Here is a 21,154-nt window from a genome sequence, read left to right as displayed (position 1 = left end):
AGGTATGAATCATAGCGGCATGGATATGTCAGGCATGGACATGTCTGGTATGGACATGTCTGGTATGGACATGTCTGGTATGGATATGTCGGATATGGATCATAGCAGTATGGATATGTCGGATATGGATCACAGTGGCATGGACATGTCGGGTATGGATCACAGTGGCATGGACATGTCGGGTATGGATCACAGTGGCATGGACATGTCGGGTATGGATCACAGTGGCATGGACATGTCGGGTATGGACCATGGCAGTATGGATATGTCAGGTATGCAAGGTGGTAAAGCTCCAGCTGATGCTCGCAGTCCTGACTATTCAAACGGTGTTCCCTATGGACAGTATGGTAAGCCTATGATGATGGGTGATATGCCATTATGGGGCGTTTCTGTAGACGATTTAGGCTATCAGTTTGATGACGATCAGATTAATTATGAGGTTAGTACTTGGTATGGCCTAGATGAGCGCCGCCTCTCTTTACGCAGCGAAGGTAGTATTAAGACCGAAGGTGATAAAGAAATTGATAGTCTGACCTCACTATCTTACTGGAAGCCCCTAAGTATCTTCTGGAATGGCGAGGCCGGTGTTGCTTATGATACCGAAAATGACAAACCTGCCATTATGGCGGGTATTGTCGGTACTATGCCTTACTTTATTGAAACCGATGCCAGAGCTTATCTGTATTCTGATGGACAAGTTCGATTGGACCTTGGCGCAGAATACGAGTGGCGTTTGAGCCAGCACTGGGTTGTGATACCGGAAATAGGACTAACAGCCTTTAGTAAAGAGGATAGCGACAATCATATTACCAAAGGTTTTAACGAGATGGATGCTGAAATGAGGCTCACTTATGAGACATTCAGTCGCCAACTTGCACCTTATGTGGGTGTGAGTTATGAGACAGCGCTTGGCAGTGCTAGAGATCAGCGTCGTCAACATAATGAATCAGTTGATAGCAGTAGTTTGACTGCGGGGGTTAAATTCTGGTTCTAATATTATTAATGTAATAGGAGATATACTATGAATGCTTCAGATCAAAACAACATGAATCATCAACAGGGCATGAACCCTTATGTCAAGTTCACCCTGATGATAGTGACGTCTACGATTGTGATGTACATCATGATGTATTTCAATACTTATGAATGGAGTCATGTTTACTTTAGTGAAACCCGAGCTTATATGGCGCTCTACATGGGTGCGGGTATGGCCGTCATTATGCTGGCCTTTATGGGTAATATGTACAAAAAAACCAAAGTTAATTTGATGGTTTATGGGCTAAGTGTGTTGCTTTTTGCTATAGGTATCTGGGGCGTGCGCTCTCAATCAACTGTCGATCAAGTCGATTGGATGCAAGCGATGATACCGCATCACTCGATTGCTATTTTGACCAGCTCAAGAGCAGATATCGAAGATCCTAGAGTGCAACAGCTCGCTGACGATATTATTAAAGCGCAAAAGCGTGAAATCGCTGAGATGCAAGCGCTGATCGAAGAGCTGGAATAGACAATGATGTATGTAAATATTATAAAGCTATTAAATAAAAAAATACCTGCATGAATGCAGGTATTTCTTTATTAGAGAGTAAGCTGTTTCAAGAAAACCCCCGGCGTGACAGGCTAGACCCACCATATTTCATTGATGTATATTAAAGTGCTTTAACCTACAAACCTTTATGTACAAAGGGCTAATTATAAATTATCTAAATGACGTTTAGCGTTATTTATCAAGAAAGATATACCATTTTTGGTCACTTATAAGGTATAAAAATTATACTTTTTTAATTTATTTAAGTATATATTTTATACTTTTATTTTAGATCGGTATTGCTAAAAGCGCCTTAATATACCTCCTTAATCTCTCCAAAAATCCTATCCCACTGTTTCATTGTTAGCGAAGGGCTACCGATCGCTGAACTAGATGTGGCTTGATTTACTGTTAAGCGGCGTAATTAAAATGTCCCAAGTTTAACTGTACGGGATTAGCGGCAGGGGTCAGAGCAACGCCTGTGCGGAATGATAAACAATAAGAGCTAACAAATAAAAATCATGGCCTCTACACCTGAGTTCTTCAATGGTCGTGAAATGTGCGAGGCATGGGCAACCTATATTTAATGATTGGGTTCACGCCTCGTCCATCGGCAATAGCAAATACACAGAACTCGGGATGTTCTCAAAAATATTCTTAGTAACTATAGTGGCGAATTATGACTCCAACCCTCTGCTACGATTTCTTTAACCACTTGGTCGTAATGCTCGGGTAATAAATTATTTCTGTAGTAAATACTGTCTATTAGCTCCTCTGTGGTTAGACCACCTTTTAAACTATTAATCATCCTTTGATACGGCTCACGAACTTCAGGCCATGACAACTCATCGCCCAGTACTCGACCAACATAAGTCATCATATAACTTTGAAAGGAAAAAGGCTTCTCCATTTTACCCTGTATAGCTAGGCGGTATATGGGCTCGAATGCTTCTAATACTGGTTTGACTAGTCTGGTGTTAAATTGAATAGATTTTTGAATATCTTCTTCTACCCATTCAGGGCGATGAATAGAAGCTACTCTCGCTATCTTTTCTCTTGACTTCCAATCTATAAGCGCCTTTTTAAACTCAATAGCTGCTTGTTTAATTTCTTGCTCGTTCATATTAAATTCTTTCATATTATTTGACCTTTATGATGTCATTAGTTTTGATAGGGTTACCGTAATTCGCCTGCTTTAGGGTTCACAAAAAAAGCTACAATACATATTGCGTATTGTAGCTTTTGAATATGAACAACATTAATAGCATGGAAAAGTAGTTATACAAACTTATAATATCTGACTCGGTAATATGATCTCATCCAATAATTGATTAAAATCTTTTTCATCAATTTCTATTGCTTGACTTTGTCCTGTCCTTTGTTTTTTCCATAATTCAATAAAATATCGATTATCAATTGTGTATAATATATAAGGTTCAGATGAAGATAAATATAAGTATTCCTTCATTGTTTGGTCAAGGTTTTTGAGCCTAATGTCTCTATTGATAATTTGATTAAAGTTATAGCTATCGGTCTTTAACTCCTCAAAACTCTGTTTGGTGATCTGTACAATTCGATCACCGCCACCATGACCACCATTCAAAAATATTACGAAATAATAGTTCTCAAGATTATACAAGGCATATACTTCTGGCATTTTATAAAAATAAAAGATTTTTAATATTTTTTTCATTATGAGTATACTATTTGTTAGCGTCGTATTTGTTGACCAGTTTCAATTAACTGTGGACTTTTTGGATCCACTGCAAAAAGTGTATGAAAAGGATATATAGGGTTAGTAGTACTGTTTATAGTCACACTGTTCTTGTCAGGATGTTCTATAGATTCTTGTGCGAAACTCTCAATGTACAAGCTACTTTCGAGGTTATCTGTCAATTTAATTTGAAAACGTAAGCTACCATCCGCATTATAAATAGCTGCATTATTGGGATATTTAAAAAACCACGGATAACTAATGGCTTCACTGAACTTTCTGGGCTGTTCTTTATAAATAACTACAAATCCTGTGCGATCAGGTAAAACTTCTATAATATCGGAAACTGGAATATGAATTTCTTTATTATTATCCAATAATATATAGTGTTCTATAGAAACTATTTTACAACTATGTTGCAAATGTGGATACCTATCCCTTCCTACTGAAAAAATAGTACTTGTCGTAAAAATAGATCCATCATCACAAGTAACTTTTCTCAAAATATCCTTTATGAAAAATTCATTCATTTAAGCAACTCTATGTTTTTTAAAGACTCTAAATTTATTTCAAACTTATCAAGATTTGTGCCTGGATAATCTTTGAACTCCACTTGATGACCTCCGCCTGGTAGACGTTCTTTAGTTTGTGTACTGTACATATCTCCCACAGTGCCCTCACGCACTCTAGTACCTGGCTTAGATGTAAATTCCACGACATATAGGTTACCAGATTTCCACTCTTCAGGTACACCAAGCTTATTACGGACGTCTGCAACCGAACTGACAGGTGTATCAGTTGCCCAGCTCCCAAGATGCGATGCTGGGTTTTGTCCATCTTCTATGGCATTCCTCATATTATCCAACTGACGTTGATCTATTACCATCGAGAAATTACGTGGTTCTGTTAATACGTGGTCAGTGACAGTTGTACCATTTTGCCAAGCAGGTCTTTGTGTTGCCCATCTCTCTAGTTGCCAGCCATTCTCCAAGCCTATATTTTCGGCAACTTGATTATCGCTTAGTGTCTTAGTTCTAGTAGTTTTATCTATGTCAATTCGCTGTAGACCATCTCGATCTGTCACCTGACCAGCATTTATATTCTCTGCACGGTGTACCACTGGGTTATTGGTAGTTGCACTGAAATCTCTAACAGCTGAATTACCAACTCCCGAGTTATCCGCGTTAAAATTATTCTCAACTCTAGTATTTCTCGTTTCTGAAACTGTTAAAGTTTTAGGCTTCGGCTTAGTTAAATTTGCTACTACACCGCCTGCGCCCAAGTCAGTCCCCAGCTTAACCCAACCTGCCGTTTCTTTAGAGACACCCGCTGCATCTAACACAGCAGAAGGCACTTGCTCAGTCGATTTTTTATTAAAGTTTGATCCGCCTGTGGCCATGTTATCTAAGCCATTAGCGATTAATACAGCTCCTCCTGTGCAGCCAACTCCTGTCACGCAAGCTGCTGTACCCCCTAGTACTTCACTTGTGCCAACACCTACTTGAACAACTGGCATCACTTTTTCATTTACCGTCTTGTCTGATACTGCTTGAATACTTTTACCATCACGTAGGTCAGCACCATTCTTAACGGCTTGATTACGGGCGTCTAACTCTTTTTGATTGGCCTTCTGTGCTTGATTACCACGCGGCTTAGGTTTGCCTGGAGTAGGTCCTGCTGTCTTTCCTGTATAAGGTTGAACCACACCGCCAGTCCAGCTATAACCATAACTTTTTGTCTGATTTTGAATTAAGTTAACTAGATTGGTATCAGGTTTCTTAATATTTGAAAAATTCTGAGTGAAGGTTGTCGTCTTACTAGTAGAAGCTGTATTTTTCCATAGTCTTGATTCAAAATCAGCACCTACGCCATTGTCATACATGACTTTATCAATAGCAGCACCCTTGGCGTTATTGCCGACTATAATGGTTACATCATCGTTATATTTCTCATTATATTTCGTACTGTTCGCCCATCGTAAGGCATCTTCTATTTCTTGCAGAGTATAAGATTTACCATCTGCTCTTTTCCACCCTTGTTTTTTAGCTTTTTCAAACAGTACTTTAGCTAACTCTTTTTCTTGTGGATGCAGCTGTCTATTGTTCGCATCCACATTAGTAGCGGTCACTGTACTCGACGTATCAAGTCCAGCGGCACTGCCAACACCTAGTAAAGTTAAACTAATCACACCACTTGCGGCACCTTTGGCTACATCTTCACTCATTCCTGTATCAATGAGTGCTTTAGCTAGTTTAGCTTGCACATCATTGAGCGTTGGCGCAGCTGCTGCAACACCGCCTGTGGTTAATGCACCCTCGACACTACCTGTACCTAATGCACCAAGCGCCGTATGAGCAGCGACACGATAGATTCCGCCTTCATCCCATTTGGCAATAGCTGCATTTTTCTCCGCATTACTAAGCGTCGTGTCCGCTATAATCGCTTTAATACGATTATTAGCAAAGTCTCCCACTGCCTTTGGTGCTTCTTTGCCAAAGTCTTTAGTAATCTGCGTCTGCGCCCCCAGCTCCTCATTCACCTTCTCTGCATCAAACACATCATCAAGCTGTCCTGCGAGTGCTTCCCGATTGTCTGTAGTGAAGAGGCCTTCTTTATCATTGTAGCCACTGACCCCGCCTTTGGTGATACTACTATCGCTATCGCCATCAGTACCATAGCCAAGCCCATTCATGGTCGCTTGTGGTTTACCTGTGGTTTTACCGACACTTAGACCGATAGAGATCGCATCGCCGTCATAGCTGGTGGTGTTTTTAAGGTCGGTTGATGTGACGCCTTGTTTAAAGACGATGTTGCTGTTGCCATTGTCTTGGGCAGCGTTTGAGGTGACAAACACGCCACCTTTGAAGGTACCTTTGCCTTGGGTGATAAGGTCGGCTTGGTTGGCGAAAATACCAGATTGTTCATTGACGATCTTAGAGTCCGCATCGACGTTACTCTTACCGCCATTGACGGAGAGGCTAGAACCTGTGCCTTTGGCAAGATCAAGATCTGCACTAAAGCCCATGTTCTTTTGTTTGCTGTCATAGGTGGCGGTGTCTTGTAGCGATTCGATGGTCATGTCACCACCGATGTTACCTTGTATCTTGTCGGTGTTGAGGACGCCGCCTTTGATGTTGACATCTCTGCCAATGTCGAAGGTGGTGGTGCCGCCAACGTTGATTTGGCTGTTGGTGTAGAAATATAAAAAAGCCACGATCTTTTTAGTATCGTGGCTTTTACCTAATCAAGCTTATTTCAAACAGTTATAAGTACCAATATAAATCCATATTAATAAATACTATTATTCTATTCAAAAGCTCAATATAGTCTACCTGTTCTTCATTTTCTATTAATAACTCAAAATTACATACTAAGTATCGTATTTTTTAGTCTAAGTAAGTTGTAGCTAAGGATTCAAAGGCTGCCAATTCTCGATTATATTTGTTAAAAATTCACTATGTTCTGGATGAAGCTCTAAGAAACGCTTACATGCTTTTCTTGCATAATCAAAACTAACTTGCTCTGTTACATAAAATTTTGTATTTGGATCGTCAAATCCTATTTCAAAACAAACTCCATCAAAAACATCTTCAGGATAAGGACTGTTTACATCGGGATAATACCAGTAACAACCTTCTACACCTGTACTATCATACTCTGATAAAACTGTATGAATAGATTCTAGAAAAATTCCATCCGCATAAAATATACTAAAACAACCGTTTATGGTTTGATTTAGCTTTTCACCGCTACATAAACGCCAGTCATAGAAAAAATATAAATCATCTGAATGATTAGGCTTATAATAAAAATCATCTTGGATGGACATTAGTTATTGCTCCTGTTTCTGAATCTATATAGACTCGAAATGACACTCCATTGATAGAGGAGTTATAACTTGTTTTACCTAGTTTAATAAATTCAGCATTGTATTTCTGAACTGCTGCATCTATCCCCATATCCAGCATTTTAGAATCTGAAAACTTAGTAGGATCGTAAATAGTTTTAGGATCCTTTATAGATTTCCAACCATCTCTATTACCAGCTCTATCAAACTTAGGAATCTCATATTTGACTGTTACTATACCATCGACACCTGTAGGAGTCTCCGATGCAACTCTACCACCTTGCTTTTTTAGTTCTGCTTCAAAGTGAATTCGATTATGACCACCACTTATACCTTTTGCTCGAGTAAACCCATCTGCATTAGCCAAATGGTACTTTAAGTTATTATTAACACTAAGACCTTTCAAATTTTCTAAAAGCTGTTCTCTTACCTTCTTTTGAGATATCAACTTAGCAGCTGATATTCCGGCAGCACCCGCTGCTTTAAGCTCACTCAAAGGAATATAATACTGCTCTGGATAAAGTGGTTCTATTCTATCATCGCGAGTCGCTATATCTGACATCTGGTTGTTGATATTTTTGGCAACTTTATTAAAGTCTTTTTGGTTGTTTCTATTACCTTGATAGCTACCACCATAAGTGCCATAAATACTATTTTCATTATAGTAACCACTATCGTCAAACATATAAATTGGCTTATTTTGGCTTACAGAGGTATTGCGGTCTTTCTCTAGCTCTACATTGCCATATTTAGTTTTTAAGGTGCTATAAGATTTTTGAGCTATTGCTATATCATTTTCAATAATTTTTTCAAATGCTTGAGCGTTTTGACTATAAGCTGGTTTAGCAAAATCTTTTTTGAATGTAGCTAATCTATCATTTCCTTTTTTATCAAGTTCAGCATAGGTAACTGCATAAAGAAGACTTTTCCAGTATTCAACACCTCTTCCATATTTGCTAGCAAGATCTTTTGCTGACTCATTCAGTTTCTGCATCTCACTCCAATGTAGCTGCCTATTATTCGCATCGACATTGACCCCATTAATAGTACTGGCTGTATCCAGTCCAGCAGCAACTCCTGCTCCTGCCAATGCCAGACTGGTAATACCTTTAGTTGCATTACTTGCAGTATCCGCATCCATACCCTGAGCAACAAGCGCATCTCTCATTTTAGCTTCAAGGTTGTTGATAGTAGGCGCTGCTGCTGCGACACCACCTGTCGTTAATGCGCCTTCTACACTACCTGTCCCTAAGGCACCAAGCGCCGTATGAGCAGCCACTCTATAAATACCACCTTCATCCCATTTGCTGATGGCTGCCATCTTTTCATCAGCACTCAGATTGGGATTGGCTCTAATAGCATCCATACGATTTTGTGAAAACTCAGCCACGGCCTTCGGTGCTTCCTTGCCAAACTCCTGCGTAATCTGCGTCTGAGCTGCCAGCTCCTCATTCACTTGACCAGCATCAAAGCTATTCTCAAGGATACCTGCATACTCGGCACGGTTATCGGTCGTGATCTTACTGTTCCCAGCGACACCCGTAATACCAGCGCGAGTCACACTGCTATCACTATCGCTATCTGTACCATAACCTAGGCCGTTCATACTTGCTTGCGGTTTATTATCAGTACTACCGATGCTCACACCCACTTGGATGGCATCACCGTCATAGTTGGTGGTGTTCTTGATGTCTTGCGTGGTAATGCCACCAAGACTTTCATAATTATTACGTCCAGCAGCCAATGCTTTTTCAGTAGTGGTAATCGCCCCGCCTATGAGCGTGGTTTTACCGCCAGCGGTCAGATCAAAGCCACCATCGCCTGTAAAGAGGCCTGACTGCTCGCCAACGGCTTTGTAGTCAGAGTTAAAATTGGTTTTTCCGCCATTGACCGAAAGACTAGAGCCGACTCCTTTTATAGCAATATCAGCATTAAAGCCCATGTTCTTTTGTTTGCTGTCATAGGTGGCGGTGTCTCGTAGTGATTCAATGGTCATGTCACCACCAATGCTGCCTTGTATCTTGTCGGTGTTGAGGACGCCGCCTTTGATGTTGACATCTCGGCCAATGTCAAAGGTAGTCGTGCCGCCAACGTTGATATGACTGTTGGCATAAGTGGTACTGTCGCTATTGGCATGGCCTTTGGCTTTGCTGGCACTGGCGGTGATGCCATAGCTGGCATCTTTGCCTGGGTTGGTGGCGGCATAAACACCAAGGGCGGTACTTGAGCTTTTGTTGTTACTGCGGGTTTGGCTGTTTTGCGCGACGCCATTGACGTTGAAGTCGTTGTCGGCTTTGAATAGGGCGTCATTACTGACGGTTAGATCGCTGCCGTTAACATTGATGTCGCTGTCTGTGCCTGCCCCTGTGGCGATAAGCGCTAGGTTGTTGGTGTTGATGCTTGAGCCTTGGTTTTTTTCAGTGACGCTGCTGCTGTTCGATTGGCTTTTTGATGAGCCGATGGTGGCTTGTATGCGGGTGCTGCCCATGTCTTGTAGCTGGCCACCTTGTAACGCAGTTAACGCATCTGATCCTTGCTCGGCTAAGGCTTTTGTCTTAAGGACACCAGCGACGGCTGCCATGCCTTTCATGCGCGTGCTGCCTGTATTACCACCCGCGTCAATGAGGTTATCGATACTCTTTGCATTGTCAACGAGGCTGTTAGTGACGGAAACGGTAAAGCCACTTTGCTTAAATTTCTGCTCGCTTTGGTTGGTGTAGACGTCCATGGTATTGTCAATGTTGATCTGTTTGGCACGAACAACGGTGTTGCCGCGATCGGAGTCTGTTATATCTTTGTTGCTGTCAGCACCCATTCCAGCGACGAGGTTGCTGCCCGTCTGCTGATAGGTGCCACCTGCATCAATGAGGACGTTGCCATCAATGGCACCAATGTTGCTGGCGGTATGAGTGAGGGAGGTTTTGGTATTGCTGTCATCGGTTTGCTGCTTGCCAATGGTAAAGCCAAGTCCGCCACTAGCGCCAAACAGTCCTGATTTTTTGGTTTGACTAAAGGTGCTTTCGCTTGAAGTGTTTTGCGCGGCTAGAATGTCGATGTTGCTGCTTGCAGTGAGACTAATGCCTTTGTCACTGATGGCGTTGGTGCCCGTTAGGCTGATGTCATTACCCGCTTGAATAGCGACTTGATTGCCTTCAATGTTGCTAGCAATGGCGTTATCGCTTTGTGAGTCAAAGCGATCTTGGGTTCTAGTAGTACTAAAGGTACCTTTATCAACCGTTTTGACGGCTGTATTTAGGTTCTGGGTGCTACGACCCTCACTAAAGATAACGTCATTGCCTGCAATGACGCCAACGGTGCCATTATCACTATTTATTTGAGCGGCAGTGCCAGTGACGTCATTACCTGCTTTGATAATAAGGTCGTTGTTACTGTTTAGCTGGCTACCAATGTCTTGAGAGGCGCCTTGTTTGTAGTAGTTGTTAGCATCGCCAATGCTATTGGACTGATAGCTGACATTAACGGCATCAAGAGCAACGTCTCCTTGGGTGTTAATAACGCTACTACCGCCAAGGTTATCAAGACGGCCAGCGGCAAAGGTGGTATTACCGCCAACATTGGCGACGAAAGTCGTTAATGGCTTACCATCAGCGTCTACTTGTCCTTTGAAGCCATCGCCAACGTAGATGCTGGCTATCTGATTGATACCTGTGCGACTGCTTGTACTAGCCCCTTTAACAGCTTCGGTTTTGTAGGTGGTGCTTTGGTTATTCAGGTCGCCACCGACGTTAAGTTGCATGGCGTTGTCCGCTTGCAAGGTGCCGCCAAGGTTATTTAAGTCGTTAACCGTGCCGATTTGAACATAGTCGCCTGCAATAACGCCACCGTTTTGATTAGTCAAGTTGCTGACATTAATCTTGACCTGTTTATGACCGACAATACTGCCTTGGTTGTTCAGATCGTCCGTAAGCTGCATGTCGATATTATTAGCAGCGATTAGATTACCAGTACCATCTATTTGACCCACCGCTTGACGGGTGTAGATTTTAGGAACTAAGACGCTTTGGGTAGTACCGTCAGCTAAGGTGACATCCTGCTGTACGAGCCAAACGATATCTGTGGTTAGATTAGCGACTTGGCTTGCGGTGAGAGCGATACCGGGACGTAGATTTAAAGTCTGCGCGGCAGTGACACCAGCATCCATGAGTCCTTTATACTGGATGTCTTGATTGTTATAGTCGGCAAGATAGTAGCGACCTGTCAGCATCATGATTTGATCGCGGATATACTGCTGCTCGTAGTAGCCATCCCCCAGACGCTTTTGGGTGATAGTGGGATCTAGCTGAAGTCGATCCAACATATAACCAGATGACAGCCAGTTCTTGTAATTAGCGAAGGCGGGATCAGTCTCGATCAAATAGTCAGCATTACTGTCAGGGTTGGTGCCGTATAAGCTACTATTGGGTAGCGTGGGCGCACTATCACTGCTGCGTATCTCATCGATTGCCCCTTTATCTATCTGCTGGTTACCCGTATCTGTAACGTCATGAGCAATCACGACTTTGTCACTATCTTGCTTTAGGATAGGTAGCTGATAAGACTCTATTCGCTCAGGGGCTTGAAGATAAGGTCCTTTATTATCTTCTTCAATCTTGTGATCATCACCAAAGAAGCCGTCGGATTCAACATGTCGATAAACAACTTTACCATTTTCAACATATCTAGTTTTAAATCCTTGTAAATCGGACTCTCCGACATTTTTAACCGTATCTCCAGTGACTACAAACCCTTCACCGAGTCCAAGCTGGCTTTTATCATTGTTGAGCTCATCCCCTTGTAAGCTAATAACACCACCAGCTATAATTTTAGAAGGATCTGATACTACGGTTCTGTCCTCAGTAATGCGCTCATCAAAATCAAAACGCCAAAAATCTTCTCCACCACTGTCGCCTAAAGGTTTATTGGTAGCAATTATGTATAGATCTTCGTTCTTTAATTTTTTATCGTCACGGAATTCGACTTCGCTTCTATCATATTTTTTACTATCTCTACCATCAGAAAATTGTTGCTTCCCTTTATTCTCTTCGATGGTAAATGCTTGAGTTTTAAAGTCCGCATTAACATTATTGAGTGTATCAGTACTGATACTCATATCACCGACAGACTCGATAGAAGCGCCTTTATTGGTCACCGTAGTGGCACGGCCTATAGTTTGATGATTAGCATCTAAGCTGCCGCCGATATGCAGCTCGCCATTACTCAGCAGACGAGCTTGACCATTAAAGTCTGTATTAAACTTACCAGCGCGCGCCTGATTGGGATTATTGTTTAGGGTAGTGACGCCGATATCTAGTCGATTGCGGGCCGCGATGACAGGTGCAGGAGTTGAGTTATCAGTATTAGTAATGGCGTCCGGAGTATTATTGAGCGTGTTAGCCGCTATCGCAACCTGATCACCGTAGACACGACCACCACTATAATTATTGACAGTACTGCCAGCATCTAAGTAGGTATTTAAGCCATTGATTAATCCGCGATTATTGATATCAGTTTTTGCATTGAGTTCAGTTATGCCATTACTGATCAGCTCACCCCCAAGCTTATTGTCAATACTGTTGGCCTTAATAGTGAGCGCGTCTTGAGCCGCCAGTTTGCTGCTATTGCTAAAGTTGCCTTGGCTCGTTAAGGCTAGGTTAGTGCCTTGAATATTACTATTGCGACTGTTGATAGTGATATCGTCAGTGACACTAATATCAGCACGTTGTACACCAATGATAGTGCCATCAGTATTGCTAAAGCCTTTGGCATTAATAGTTAGACTTTTGTCGCTTTGGATACGACCTTTAGTATTGGTCAAGTTACCACGGCTATCAAGAATGATATCCCCTTGACTGCTAAGCTCTCCTTCATTGTTATCAAACGCTGCGCTTTGCGTCGTTATGGGGCCATTAGAGCGTATTGAACCACTGGTATTATCTAGCATGTTTTGTGCGTTAAGCTTAATATTACCGAAAGCCTCGATAGTACCTTTAGTATTATTAACCTGATCGGCAGAAGTAATGGAGATAGTATTAGTCGCTGTGATTTGACCTTTACTGTTATCGAAGTTTGCCAACTGCCAGTCGATGTTCTCAAACTGCAAACGGCTACCGTTATTGGTTAGGCTGCCGTTATTAGCAATATCTAAGCGACTGACGGCTAAGCTGGATTTGCCTTGGTTAACCACAGTGTCGGTAGCGATGTTAATTTTACCATTACTATAAATACTACCAGTGTTAGTGACATTACTGGCGCTGATATTACCATCACGGGAGATAACAGGTAGTGGTACAGGATTGGGCTCAGACGGCTGCGTCGTATCGTTATTATCTATACCCACACTGCTGCCATTAGTCGCAGTCGTTGGTAGTTTTTTGGTAGGAATGACGGTAGGCGGAATGCTGGCGTCAGCATATAAATCTTGTCCGATAGTACCGCCTTGTTGATTAACTAAAGCGCTGGTATCAATTGCCAGTTGACCACTGCCAGTTTGCAATAATTTACCGCTATTATTTAGAGCGTTAGCTTTTACATCAAAGCTACCAGTGGCGATCTCACCTGAGTTATCGATAGTGCCTGTTTGCTGCAAGCTTAAGGTGCCTCGGCTACTGATCACGCCGCTATTATCAAGCGAGCTACTACTGAGCGTTGCCGCATCTCGACTGCTGGCGATAGTGCCCGAGTTATCAACGCTGAAACCTTTAGTGGCGATATCAACCTTACCTTGATTGGCAATCAGGCTGCCTGAGTTGATCAAGTTACCATCATTGTCTAATTGTAAGCCACCAGAGCTTGCAATGATGCTACCCGCATTGGTCACACCCATGCCTTTATCGGTACCGATCAGACGGATTTTTCCTGCATACATCGCCCCAAGTGCCGACACATCAAGCGCCACACCGGTTGTAGTGTTGCTAGCATTACCATTGGTTGCACTGCTCGTTGGCGTAATCACGGTATCTGCAGCATTAGCCTCATAACTGACTTTATTGCTGCCAGTGATCACATCTAAATTCTTAGCGTAGATAGCAGCATTAATCTCAGAGGTCTTAGCTATAATCTGTGTGTAGTCAGAGCCGCTGGTATCCAAACCATCACCGTCTATACGAACCTTACCACCTGACACATCAAAGCCAGTTAGCTTGCCTTGATCCATCAGGGCTTGACCCGTCGTTAGCGTGGTGCGCGATGCATTGATAAAGCCGCAGCCGGCACAACTGATACCAGCAGGATTGGCAATCACCAGCTCCGCTCGTCCGCCTGCAATTTCAGTGTAGCCTGATAGGCGACTTGGATCACTTGAATTAACCTCATTTAAAATAACACGGGCTTCACCGCGAGCCAGATACGGATTACCTTCAACCCAACCAGCAAGCTGCGTCTGAGCATTGGTGCGACTATTATTTATAATAGTGCCATCAGCACCGACATCAAACTGACTAAAGACGTTACGTGAGACGCCAGCCGCGCTTGGGGCTTGAATATTCACTTGAGTGGTGCCGTTTGAAGACTTTAATATGGTTGCTTGTTGATTGGCAGCAGCGTTACGATCAGCGACAATACTCGTGGCATCAGCATAAGCGCTATTACTGATACTGACGCTGCTAGCAACGATGGTGGCAAGCCCTAACGCCAATAATACATGTGAGCGCAGGGCTATAAGCCGACCGCCTTGATAGGTGCTATTTATTTGAGTAGCCGTTTGCGAAGCGCCTGCTACTTGGCTTATTTTACTACCGCTATTAGCAGGATTACCTGTTTTGCCTTGAGAGCGTGCCGCCTCTGATACCACCATCAACATACCACGGGCTTTATTAAAGATAACTCGGTAGCAACCACTGTTCATAATGATGTCCTTAGGTATAGCACTGTTTATGACAAATATTTTTTTGAGCTAAGAAATTTGATAACGCTTAAAGGCGATTCTTAATACTGCCAACCCAAGCTAAAGCCCGTTACCCACTCTTTATCACTAAAATTATCGGGCTGGGCTAATGGGTAACCGGCAAATAAATCATAGCTGGTTCTAATCGGCGTGACATAGCCTTTAACGCCAACGACTCCGCCAACCAGATGATTACCAAGCAGTAGATCATCTTGTGCAGCATTGTCGAGCTTGACATAACCGGCATCAATACCGGCATAAACCGCATGCGGCTTATCTCCTAGATAGGCACTCAGCTCTTGTCTTAATAGCGCACCATGATCGCCACTTAAGCTACGCTCACCATCAAAGCCTCGTACACTATAGCGACCACCAATGCTAAAGCGCTCATTGGGTGTCAATGCCTCTGTCGCATATTGCCCTTTGAACGCTGCATGGTAATTGAGCGCTTTATCAGCAAGCTTGATAGGTTGATTGACATCAATGTTGGTTTTGATGATACCGGCACGCGCACTGCCTTCGTTAAACAAGGCTTCAGGCGGACTAATAGCATTAAAGGCAGCCGTACCACGCTGATAGATCACATCGCCTATCCATTGGGTTTTGCCAATGATGGTCTCGTAACCTATACCTGCTTTATACCCTGCAGTGCGACGGCGCTGTACTTCAACTTCGGTATCATCGATATAGTTGTTTTGCTGCTTGGCATAACCACCTACTTTTAGGTAGGTTTTACTATGATTGTCACGGTGGACCAAGTGGCTGACTAATGCTTCCGTGTTATAAGATTCACCGCTATAGACATAATCTTGATTGGCACCGGCAACCGTCTGATCATAGTTGTAACCGCTGTGCGTCAGGGTCAGTTGGGTATTATCAATGGGTAATACATACCCAACGTTGTAGCCCCAACTGCCATCATTCCTGTCATTACCGCCATCAAGATCATGGTTATAAGAGAGGTACAACAAATCGTTATGCCAAGTCGGGTTGTCGAGTGACAAAGTCACATTACCTTGATAGACGCCAGTGCTCTCTTGACCTGAGTCATCAACAGAGGCAGATAAGCGCCAGCGCTTGTCTTGCTGCCACTTGACTGCAATATCACTATAACCCGGCGTTGTCATACGGCTACTTGGCGCAATGGAGAAATCTGCATCGGCCGTAGGCACACGCTTAAAGTTCTCAAGCGCTTGTTCAATATCACGAACGTTTAATAAATCACCGGAGCGCATTGGCATGGCAGGCGCAAAGTTGGCAGGGTTGCTCCCACTATTAAGGCGGCTATCGACATAAATAGGACGACTGGCTTTAATATCGACCGCAGTTATCTGATCGATACGTCCAGGAATGAGGGTGAGGAATAGATTGCCAGATTTAAGGTTTTGGTTTTGTACTAAGACGCGAGTGGTCACGTAGCCTTCTTCAATAATGCGGTTTTGAACGTTGGTGACTAGTCTGTTGATGTCATTGACCGATAAACAGCTGCCAAGTAAGGAGGACTTACCGATTGTAAAAGGGGTCAATGCAAAAGTGAACTTCTCGCTCAGCTCGCCGGTTAGATAAATGTGATTGATATCAAAACAGGGAAGAGAAGCTGGGTCAGTACCCTCAAAAGCAGAAGGTGTGATAGAGGATGAAGGCGCAGGTTTGAAGACGTTGGTATCGATCGTGACATTGGGATTAACGAGCTGTTGTTGCTTTAAAGCTTCGCTACGCTGCTCTTGGTATTGCTCAGGCGTGATAGCCTGAGCGGCCATGCTCATCAAAATACCCGTCACACTGATCGATAAAAACCGCCACCCATGTCCTGCTCTATTCTGATCAAAAATACTTGTATACATAAGTCCACCATTTTTATAGTGAAAAAATTATGCTATTGATGGCAGCTCATTGCAAGCTTTTTTTGTATTGTATATTAATGCCTACTTCATTGTTTTAATGATAATTTTGAATGCTGATTTTGTGTTAAATGAATACTTCTTTATGAGAATAATCTTATCTATACAAGGCTTGTTCCTATAAAGATTTATGCCGCGGATAAGTATTTAAATTGAGCAGTTTAGATATCAATTGCTATAACGTAGATTTTTGATTTGATTTATATTTGCTAAGCTTCCATAGTTTAATGTCAGGCTTTGAAAGCTCAAGTAACGCCTCGTTTGGCTACACACGCGTGCAAGCTGGATGTAGATAATATCATTATGTTCGAACCATCGGTAAACACCATTCGTGATTAATAGTGAATCTACCTTGAAATATAGCCAAACAAGTCTTAAAACTCAACACTAACTAACAATGCTAAGGCTCCAATAATATAGATCTAATCACAGAAGAAAAGCATACAGCCTATATAAATAATGGCTTCGCGATGAAATCCAAACACAAAAAAACCTCAAACAATCTAATGTTTGAGGCGAAACTTGCTTAAACTCGAGAGTTTAAATTCGTTTTAAATATGGCGCAGCGGACGGGACTCGAACCCGCGACCCCCGGCGTGACAGGCCGGTATTCTAACCAACTGAACTACCGCTGCTTAGGTCGTACTTAGTTTATTTAACCACTTAGCTTACTACTTTAGAGTAACGCTATACTAAATAGTGGTGGGTGATGACGGATTCGAACCGCCGACATTCTGCGTGTAAGGCAGACGCTCTACCAACTGAGCTAATCACCCTTCGAACAATTGCTAAGCAATTTATTCAACATCAACTGAGCTCTAAGTTTGTCACTAAGCTCTGCTGCTGTGGGAGTGTATTATATAGATTTACACATGGCTGTCAAACACTATTTTGATATTTATCGCAGATTTTTGCTTATTTTCTTGATTAAATTTATAAGCATCTGTTTTAATTGATTTTATAATTTCGCAGAATAGTTAATCTTTTTCACTCTAGTACTTACTTTGCCGCCAGCGCTTGTTCTATATCAGCCTTGAGCGCTTCAGGTTTGGTCGTTGGTGCATAACGAGCAATTACCTGCCCTTTACTATCAATTAAAAACTTAGTGAAATTCCATTTGATACCGTCTGTGAGAAGCCCGCCTTTTTGATTTTTTAGCCATTCAAACACAGGATGAGCATCACCACCATTGACGTCGACTTTTGCCATCATTGGAAAGCTGACACCATAGTTCTTTTGGCAAAATGCGCCAATTTCATCATTATTAGCAGGATCTTGATTGCCGAATTGATTACAGGGAAAACCGATAATTACCAAACCTTGATCTTTATATTGCTGATACAGCACTTCTAAGCCTTCAAACTGTGGCGTAAAGCCACACTTGCTTGCGGTATTAACAATTAGCAACATTTGATCTTTATAGTCAGAGAAATTTTGCGTCATGCCATCGATACGCTCAGCACTAAAATCATAAATAGTAGTCATTATTCATCCTTAGATGAGTTATTTTTTTCGCTATCAAGCATTATGCACTATAGTACTTAAGACACTGTTATTAATAAACTTACTGATATTAATAATAAGTAGAGAGATATCAATACTCCCTACTCTTTTTACTACTACCTCGTTAACTTACACGCCGCTGTCACTATTCTTCAGACTTATCTAAATCGATAGACAACGAGTTGATGCAATAGCGCATGCCAGTGGTCTCACTTGGACCGTCAGGGAATACATGGCCCAAATGCGCGCCACAATTGCTGCAAGTCACTTCAGTACGGCGCATGCCTAGCGAATCATCGACATGCTCATCGATGGCGCTATTATCGATACCTTGATCAAAGCTTGGCCAACCGCACCCTGCATCAAACTTATTGTCTGATTCAAACAAGTTAGCACCGCAGCCTTTACAACGATAAATGCCCTTATCATTAATATCGTTGTAAACGCCTGTAAATGGTCGCTCTGTGCCCTTCTCGCGCAGCACATGATACTCCTCCGCACTTAAGCGCTCTTTCCAGTCAGCCTCGGTCAATTGGCTGATTTCTTCTTTGCTCAGTTGATTGTCTTGCATAACGTATCCTTATGGAATGACTGATTGTCTACTCTATCGTGAGTAATGGTTTATCGAGGCTTTATCGCTATTTTTTATAAAAACGATAGGCTTTATCTGTTGGCGAGCGTCTTATTATTCAAGATGTTTATAACAAGAATACTCACTGCACTGAATGGCAGTGCCAGATACTGTAGGCAATTTGATATCGAAAAATCACAAGTTAGATGGTTTCTTATTGAGCTGAAGTCTCTTAATGGATTATAAATCTCTGAAATGCAAGATTTTCTTACATTGTGAAAATCTATAATATACAAATAACTTGCATTTAATTTCTATATGCAATAATATCTTGCATTAACAGTTAATCGAAAGTAGTTCTCTTTTAAAGCATTAGCTTAATACTTATCCAAGAGAGTTGGTTTCGTTATTTGATTAATGACAGATTAATGACAGATTCATAAAATGAAAAAGGCTTACATAATGACGGCTGATGACAAGACTAAAAGCACACAAGCTGAACGACTGGTACAGCTGCGCCGTGACAAAGGCATGACGGCAGAGCAGCTGGCACAAGCGATGACTGCTGCTGGCGCTAAAGTCAGCCGCGGTGCCATCTCTAATTGGGAGCGTGGGACCAATGGGATTGTCTCATCTAAGCTACCTACCCTTGCGCGACTCTTAGGTTGTAGCGAAGGGTATTTATTGCGCGGTGAGCTTGAAAGTGACAGCAAATCAGATGACGATTCTGACAGTATATCGTCTGATAACGATAAAGCTGTCGATGCAGGTGAGCAAGCTCATAGCACTAGTCAGAATACACCAACAACAACTACCTCTTCTACTCCCCGCAAAAATTCACCAAATAACCTGATGAGTGGTCACTCTATGAACTCAATAAAAAAATCTGATAAATTACAAAACGTCTGCTACGACATTCGCGGTCCTCTGCTGCAAACTGCCAATAAAATGGAAGCCGAAGGCAAGCGTATCTTAAAGCTAAATATCGGCAACCCTGCTCCTTTTGGTTTAGAAGCACCGCATGAGATTTTGCGTGATGTGGCGATGAATCTGCCGGAAGCGACGGGCTACTCAGACTCGCAAGGGATTTTTTCAGCGCGTAAAGCCGTATTGCAATATTACCAATCAAAGGGTCTGCTATCGGCAGTTGATGTTCGTGATGTCTATCTAGGTAATGGCGTCTCTGAGCTGATTGTCATGACCATGCAAGCGCTGATGAATGATGGCGATGAAGTGCTGGTTCCGATGCCAGACTACCCACTGTGGACAGCAGCTGCCAATCTCGCAGGCGGTACGGCGGTACATTATCGCTGTAATGAAGAAGATAACTGGCATCCTGATATTGAAGACATCAAATCCAAAATCACCAGCAAAACCAAAGGCATCGTAGTTATTAATCCCAATAATCCGACAGGCGCGCTGTATAGTGATGAAGTACTGCTGCAAATCGTCGAGGTCGCAAAAGAGCATGATTTAATCATCATGGCGGATGAGATTTATGACCGTATTCTCTATGATGATATGGAACATACGCCGATGAGCACTTTGACCGATGAAGTACTGGTGTTGTCCTATAATGGTTTATCAAAATCACATCGTATTGCAGGCTTTCGTGCTGGTTGGATGATGGTTTCAGGTCGTAAAGAACATGCGGCTGACTTTATCGAAGGTTTAGATATGCTTGCATCTATGCGTCTGTGTTCTAACGTTCAAGGACAATATGCGATTCAGACAGCGATGGGTGGCTATCAAAGCATGAAGGACCTAACGTCTAAAAAAGGGCGCTTGTACAAGCAGCGCGAGTTGGCAGTGACCCGTCTTAATGCGATAAAAGGTATCTCTTGTACCATGCCACAAGGCGCGTTTTACTGCTTTCCAAAGATGGATCCTGAGATTTACCCTATCAAAGATGATATGCAGTTTATGATGGATTTATTGTTAGAAGAAAACGTCTTGATGGTACAAGGCACAGGATTTAACTGGGATAAAAATGACCATTTCCGCTTGGTGTTTTTACCCAACTTACACGACTTAGAAGACGCTATGGATCGCTTAGACCGCTTTTTTGCTAAGAAGCGTAAGCAGTTTGGTACTGACTAATATATAGATGACACCTATATTTTTCTATAAAAAAACGCTTACCGATATGATATCGATAAGCGTTTTCTATTTGTATTAATCAAAAATTAAATGACTTTGATTTCAACT

12 protein-coding genes and 2 tRNA genes are annotated in these 21,154 nt (G+C 42.4%); 3 read left to right on the top strand and 11 right to left on the bottom strand.

From position 1 onward, the window contains the following. Window positions 1-4: 4 nt before the first annotated feature. Both FQ083_RS10905 and FQ083_RS10900 read left to right on the top strand, forming a co-directional pair. A complete protein-coding gene (locus FQ083_RS10905) occupies window positions 5-994 on the top strand; it encodes a copper resistance protein B (RefSeq protein WP_410477368.1) in 990 nt (329 codons plus the stop codon). A gap of 27 nt (window positions 995-1,021) precedes the next feature. Further along, complete coding sequence (locus tag FQ083_RS10900; protein WP_149409869.1) at window positions 1,022-1,507, top strand: DUF305 domain-containing protein; 486 nt, start codon at window positions 1,022-1,024, stop codon at window positions 1,505-1,507. Between the two features lie 685 nt (window positions 1,508-2,192). Here FQ083_RS10900 and FQ083_RS10895 read toward each other — a convergent pair. From FQ083_RS10895 to msrB, 11 genes are all read right to left on the bottom strand, one after another. Further along, window positions 2,193-2,666: a hypothetical protein gene (locus tag FQ083_RS10895; RefSeq protein ID WP_149409868.1), complete on the bottom strand. Its 474-nt coding sequence runs from the start codon at window positions 2,664-2,666 to the stop codon at window positions 2,193-2,195. 150 nt (window positions 2,667-2,816) lie between these two features. After that, window positions 2,817-3,221 (bottom strand): hypothetical protein, encoded by a 405-nt coding sequence (locus FQ083_RS10890; RefSeq protein ID WP_149409867.1) that lies wholly within the window; start codon window positions 3,219-3,221, stop codon window positions 2,817-2,819. A gap of 17 nt (window positions 3,222-3,238) precedes the next feature. Beyond that, window positions 3,239-3,772 carry a hypothetical protein gene (locus FQ083_RS10885; RefSeq protein ID WP_149409866.1) on the bottom strand — a complete coding sequence of 178 codons (534 nt, stop codon included), beginning with the start codon at window positions 3,770-3,772 and terminating at the stop codon, window positions 3,239-3,241. Beyond that, window positions 3,769-6,456, bottom strand: coding sequence for a hemagglutinin repeat-containing protein (locus FQ083_RS10880; RefSeq protein ID WP_188004107.1), 2,688 nt, complete (start codon window positions 6,454-6,456; stop codon window positions 3,769-3,771). Before FQ083_RS10880 ends, FQ083_RS10885 begins: the two co-directional genes overlap by 4 nt. 192 nt (window positions 6,457-6,648) lie before the next feature. Beyond that, window positions 6,649-7,071, bottom strand: a complete 423-nt coding sequence (cdiI, locus tag FQ083_RS10875) for a ribonuclease toxin immunity protein CdiI (protein WP_149409864.1) — start codon at window positions 7,069-7,071, stop codon at window positions 6,649-6,651. Continuing rightward, window positions 7,055-14,932: a hemagglutinin repeat-containing protein gene (locus FQ083_RS10870; protein ID WP_149409863.1), complete on the bottom strand. Its 7,878-nt coding sequence runs from the start codon at window positions 14,930-14,932 to the stop codon at window positions 7,055-7,057. The genes cdiI and FQ083_RS10870 overlap by 17 nt, the downstream gene beginning before the upstream one ends. An 80-nt stretch (window positions 14,933-15,012) precedes the next feature. Further along, window positions 15,013-16,815: a ShlB/FhaC/HecB family hemolysin secretion/activation protein gene (locus FQ083_RS10865; protein WP_149409862.1), complete on the bottom strand. Its 1,803-nt coding sequence runs from the start codon at window positions 16,813-16,815 to the stop codon at window positions 15,013-15,015. 615 nt (window positions 16,816-17,430) lie between these two features. Beyond that, a tRNA-Asp gene (locus tag FQ083_RS10860) sits at window positions 17,431-17,507 on the bottom strand. 65 nt (window positions 17,508-17,572) lie between these two features. Next, window positions 17,573-17,648, bottom strand: a tRNA-Val gene (locus FQ083_RS10855). A gap of 223 nt (window positions 17,649-17,871) precedes the next feature. Continuing rightward, the gene (locus FQ083_RS10850; protein ID WP_149409861.1) at window positions 17,872-18,357 is read right to left on the bottom strand and encodes a glutathione peroxidase; all 486 of its coding nucleotides are present in this window, start codon (window positions 18,355-18,357) and stop codon (window positions 17,872-17,874) included. A gap of 163 nt (window positions 18,358-18,520) precedes the next feature. After that, a complete protein-coding gene (gene msrB, locus FQ083_RS10845; protein WP_011513043.1) occupies window positions 18,521-18,946 on the bottom strand; it encodes a peptide-methionine (R)-S-oxide reductase MsrB in 426 nt (141 codons plus the stop codon). 462 nt (window positions 18,947-19,408) lie between these two features. Between msrB and FQ083_RS10840 the strand changes: the two genes are divergently transcribed. Further along, window positions 19,409-21,046: an aminotransferase class I/II-fold pyridoxal phosphate-dependent enzyme gene (locus tag FQ083_RS10840; protein WP_011513042.1), complete on the top strand. Its 1,638-nt coding sequence runs from the start codon at window positions 19,409-19,411 to the stop codon at window positions 21,044-21,046. The last annotated feature ends 108 nt before the right edge of the window (window positions 21,047-21,154 follow it).

The organism is Psychrobacter sp. ANT_H59, from assembly GCF_008369225.1.
GTDB classification, from domain to species: Bacteria; Pseudomonadota; Gammaproteobacteria; order Pseudomonadales; family Moraxellaceae; genus Psychrobacter; species Psychrobacter cryohalolentis.
This window is presented reverse-complemented; position numbering and strand designations above follow the sequence as displayed.